This window comes from Flavobacteriales bacterium, assembly GCA_013001705.1.
GTDB lineage: Bacteria > Bacteroidota > Bacteroidia > Flavobacteriales_D > JABDKJ01 > JABDLZ01.
This window is the reverse complement of sequence record JABDLZ010000090.1, coordinates 1-4,548: the sequence shown is the minus strand read 5'-3', so window position 1 is coordinate 4,548 and position 4,548 is coordinate 1. Positions and strand designations below refer to the sequence as shown.

At 51.3% G+C, this 4,548-nt stretch carries 4 protein-coding genes and 1 tRNA gene; 4 read left to right on the top strand and 1 reads right to left on the bottom strand.

The genetic code is table 11. The features are described from left to right. The coding region (locus HKN79_03540; protein NNC82625.1) for a T9SS type A sorting domain-containing protein at nt 1–419 on the top strand (419 nt) is incomplete at its 5' end. Between the two features lie 39 nt (nt 420–458). Here HKN79_03540 and HKN79_03535 read toward each other — a convergent pair. Next, nucleotides 459–532 (bottom strand) — tRNA-Arg (locus HKN79_03535). Between the two features lie 106 nt (nt 533–638). Between HKN79_03535 and HKN79_03530 the strand changes: the two genes are divergently transcribed. The 3 genes from HKN79_03530 to HKN79_03520 all read left to right on the top strand — a co-directional run. Continuing rightward, complete coding sequence (locus HKN79_03530; protein NNC82624.1) at nt 639–2,951, top strand: hypothetical protein; 2,313 nt, start codon at nt 639–641, stop codon at nt 2,949–2,951. Between the two features lie 10 nt (nt 2,952–2,961). Continuing rightward, nucleotides 2,962–3,675 carry a DNA repair protein RecO gene (gene recO / locus HKN79_03525; GenBank protein NNC82623.1) on the top strand — a complete coding sequence of 238 codons (714 nt, stop codon included), beginning with the start codon at nt 2,962–2,964 and terminating at the stop codon, nt 3,673–3,675. Beyond that, on the top strand, nt 3,672–4,548 hold an 877-nt coding region (locus HKN79_03520), incomplete at its 3' end, for a TonB-dependent receptor plug domain-containing protein (GenBank protein ID NNC82622.1). The genes recO and HKN79_03520, both read left to right, overlap by 4 nt.

The following is a 4,548-nucleotide window of genomic DNA, read 5'->3' as shown; positions in this document are numbered from 1 at the left end:
ATGCTGATGCATATCTATGGTTGGATTGCGAACAGGAATACCTTCCACTGGAGAACGAAGACAATTCCTTCCTTCACGCACCCTATGACGGATCTTTTGCAGTCATGATAACAGAAGGGGCATGTGTGGACACCACAGAATGTGCCACCGTCATAGCAAGTGGCCTTAACGACCTTCATGGAACCCAGGTCGACATCTTCCCCAACCCCGTAAAGGATCGACTGACCATTCGGAACCTTCCTCATGGTGAAATGGAGTGGACCATTCTGGATATTTCAGGCAGAGGGGTGCTGAACAAACAGATACAAGTGTTCGATCGCATGACGGTCGTAGATACCTCCGACCTTCCTCCAGGTGTCTACATCATCGTTATACTTCAAGATGGGATAAGGCATCGGTCCACCTTCATTAAAGAATGAAAAAAGCTCTGAATACATCGATTCAGAGCTTTTAGAAAGTGACCCGGGAAGGATTCGAACCCTCAACCCTCAGAGCCGAAATCTGATATTCTATCCAGTTGAACTACCGGGCCTTTAGAAGAGGCCTCAAAAGTAATACACCTCCTTTGGATATTCCTAGACAGGGCATACCAATTAGAAGGATATTTTCGTTGTTTGATCGTATCAGAGCCCTCCATTTTGAAGAACCTAGTCTTCCTGATCATTCTATCTCTAGCGTTCACTCAACGACCATTTGCACAGAATGCGATAGGTCAATGGGTCGATCAGTTATCCTATCAGTCGGTCGATCAGATCATCGATGACGGAGAACAACTCTATTGTCTGACGGGCAAAGGCCTGTTCACCTACGAGAAATCGAGCGGCCTACTTACCCGCATGTCCAAAAGCACAGGTCTATCCGATGTAGATATTGTCAGTGCGGCATATGCGGATCAGGTCGGTGTCTTGGTGTTGGGATATGCAAATGGGAATATCGATCTCGTCACGAGCAATGGCATCACCAATCTGGGAGATATCAAACGCTCTTCGGTCATAGGCGATAAGGGCATCTATCGCATCATAGCAGAAGGGGACGAGGCATGGTTAGCGACAGGCTTTGGCATTGTGGTCATCGACCTCGTGGCCGTAGAGGTCAAAGACACTTATTTCATCGCGCCTGGAGGAGGATCTGTAACAGTATACGACCTTATACTCGACCCCGACCTTGTCTGGGCTGCCACAGATGGTGGGATACTCACAGCGGATCGGGCATCTAATCTGGCCGATTTCTTCAACTGGAACTTGATCAGCGATATCCCATCTGCAACGGAGCCCTTCGACCAGATCGAGCGCTATGGCGACTGGGTACTGACCCACTCACTGGGTACACCTGAAGTCATCTACGCCAACGATGGCAGTGGATGGATCCCCGTACCCGGCACAGAAGGGGTGCAGACGCAGGACATCGTCCGTTCTGGAGATCAAGTGATCTTCGCCTATCGCAACTTTCTTCAAGTGCGGAATTCGCAACTGAATAATGATCTGACCGTCAATCAATACCCATTTGACGAGGGTGTCCGCTCACTCACCGGACGTTCTGATGGTCAAGGAGGCTATTGGATAGGAGATGAGAACTATGGATTGGTCCGCTATAGCTCTGCAGATGAGGTGAATTCCGTCTTTCCCGATGGCCCGCGATACGATGACAGCTGGCAATTGCACGCCTTTGACGGTAGGCTGTACATGGCCCATGGCGAATTGCAGACCAACTTCGATAATCAATTCAGCAACAAGGGCTTTTCAGGGAGGGAAGGTGCCCAATGGATCACCTATGATGACCAGCTGATCGATGGTTCGGTCAGAGACCTGGTGGATGTTCGTATCGACCCCTTCGATCCCGATCTAAAATACTTCGCTGCCTTCTTCGGTGGAGTGCTTCAATACGATTCTTCCTCGGATGAATACGTATTGTTCAGTGAAGAACAGAACAACGCCAATTTAGAGCCGAGCACCCTGAATCCGGACCGGATACAAGTGGGAAATCTGGCCTTCGACATCAGTGGGAACCTCTGGGCCACCAACAACTACACGGCTGAACCCTTCAAAGTCCGGACACGTGATGGAGAATGGAAGGCCTTTGGCTGCCCAGGTGTCATTTCCGGAAACACACTGTTGGGAGAGATGGTCGTTACGGAGAGCGGGCAGACCTGGACGGTACTCCCAAGGGGCGTAGGATTACTTCTTCTGCAGCATGGAAATGACCTGGAAGATACCGACTCTCATCAGTGCAAGACATTCGGGACAGGAGTGGGGGACGGGGCCCTACCCACGACCACCATATTCTCCATTGCCGAAGATCGGGATGGGGAGATATGGCTAGGTACCGCAGAGGGGCCAGTGGTCAATTATAATCCACTCTCCATCTTTACGTCAAATCCTGCAGACTTCCAATCCATACTGGTAGAGAGAGACGGGAATGTAGAGCGATTGCTAGGAAGTGAATCCATCACTTCCATCGAGGTGGATGGAGCCAATCGCAAATGGATAGGCACGCTCACCGGAGGGGTCTTCCTCCTCTCCTCCGATGGGACCGAAGAACTACTGCATTTCACCACATCCAACAGTCCTCTCTTTTCCGATGTGATCAAAGACATAGAAGTGGACCCCGTGACAGGAGCAGTACACATTGCCACGGACAAGGGCACAGTGACCTACTTCGGAGATGCGACTCAAGGCGGTCTGGAAAACGAGTGTTTCGATGTCTATCCCAACCCCGTGCGTCCCGGCTATGAGGGGGTCATCACCCTAGACGGACTTGTGAGGGACAGCGAGGTGAAGTTCACCGACTTGGCCGGGAATATCGTATTCCAATCTATTTCCAACGGAGGCCGGGTCACATGGAATGGAAGGGATTTCTCAGGCAACAAAGTGGCTACCGGAGTCTATTTTGCCTTGGTCTCCGACTCGGAAGGGGAGAGCAGTTGTGTGACCAAGCTTCTATTCATCCGCTGATCTCTACGATGTGCTCAGCAAGACAGAGGGCATAGTACTCCATTCCATCAAGCAGGGTGAGCGAGGGCGAATTGTCAAGATCTATACACGTACGAAGGGATTGATCCCATTCATCGTTCGCAGCACACAAAGCAAGCGTAAAGGCGATTCATCCGGGCTGCTCATGCCCTTGCGGGTCTTGGACTTGGAGGTGGACATACGCGAAGGACGCTCTCTCCAGACCATTCGTTATATGTCAGCAGCTGAGAATCAGTTCGCTCTGTACAATTCTCCTTTGAGAAGCAGTATCGCACTCTTCATCGCAGAAGCATTCGTAAAGAGTATCGAGGAAGAGGATAACTCAGAAAGTCTCTATCAGACCCTTTTGAAATGGACCCGGAAGCTGGAGAAGGCCGATGCACTGGCTGAAATCCCTATTCGATTCTTACTGGAACTCAGTGAGCCATTGGGGTTTCAACCTCATGCGGAAACACAAGGACCCTACTTCGATCTGAGAGAAGGCGTCTTTCAAGACCACCCACCCCATCACCCCGACTTTTTAGACGGGGAGATATCTTCATCTTTGCGGGCCTATCTCGGCACAGAGATTGTGGCAACCCATGCCATCAGTAAAGAGCTAAGAAGAAGATTGCTGGAAGGACTCGTGATGTATTATAGGATACATATCCCCCAATTCAAGGGATTGAGCTCTTTTGAGGTCTTGAGAGAAGTGTACAGTTTATGAGAAGAGGATTCTTGGCCCTGCTAGGGCTGCTTGTCGCATATGGGTGGTCCGCCCAGCAGATCACAGTCAAAGACCTCGTGTCCAATGCCCCCATTGAAGGAGCGGTCATCTTCTCAGAAGCCCGTACTGCCTTCTTGAAATCAGACAGCAAAGGTCGGGTAGATATCACCGCTCTACTTCCTTGTGACTCTATCTTGATAACCCACGTAGCCTACGAATCGCAGGCCGTTTCCACCTCGCTTCTCAAGAGAAGCCCATTTACCGTGACTATGATGCCCACGGTCATCCAGATGCCCACCTTCGAGTTGAAGGCGGCCAGAGAATCCTTTTTCGAAAGCCCCAAGCAGATGGTCACCCTTTCAGAGAAGGCCATGGAGACGACCCAACCGCGCACTACTGCTGACCTACTGGAACGGAGCGGGGAGGTCTTTGTCCAAAGAAGCCAATTGGGAGGGGGAAGCCCGGTCTTGAGGGGATTCGAGGCCAACCGCATCCTCTTGATGGTCGATGGAGTGCGACTCAACAACGCCATCTACCGGAGCGGGCATCTCCAGAATGCCATTACAGTCGACCCCTATCTGCTGGAGCGAACAGAGGTGATTTTCGGCCCGGGCTCGTTGATCTACGGGAGTGATGCTCTGGGTGGAGTCATTCACTTCAGGTCCAGAAGACCCAAGACCCTGCCCTACAGTAGGAAGAAGACATCCCTCCGCTTTGCCCAGAAGATGAGCACCGCCACCGAGGAGAGTGCCAGTCATCTCGACTTCGAGTATTCAGGCGATAGATTGGCATCCTTGTCCTCATTCACCTTGACACGATTCGGCAAACTACGTATGGGCGAGAACAGACTCCATGGGGATGCAGAGTGGGGAC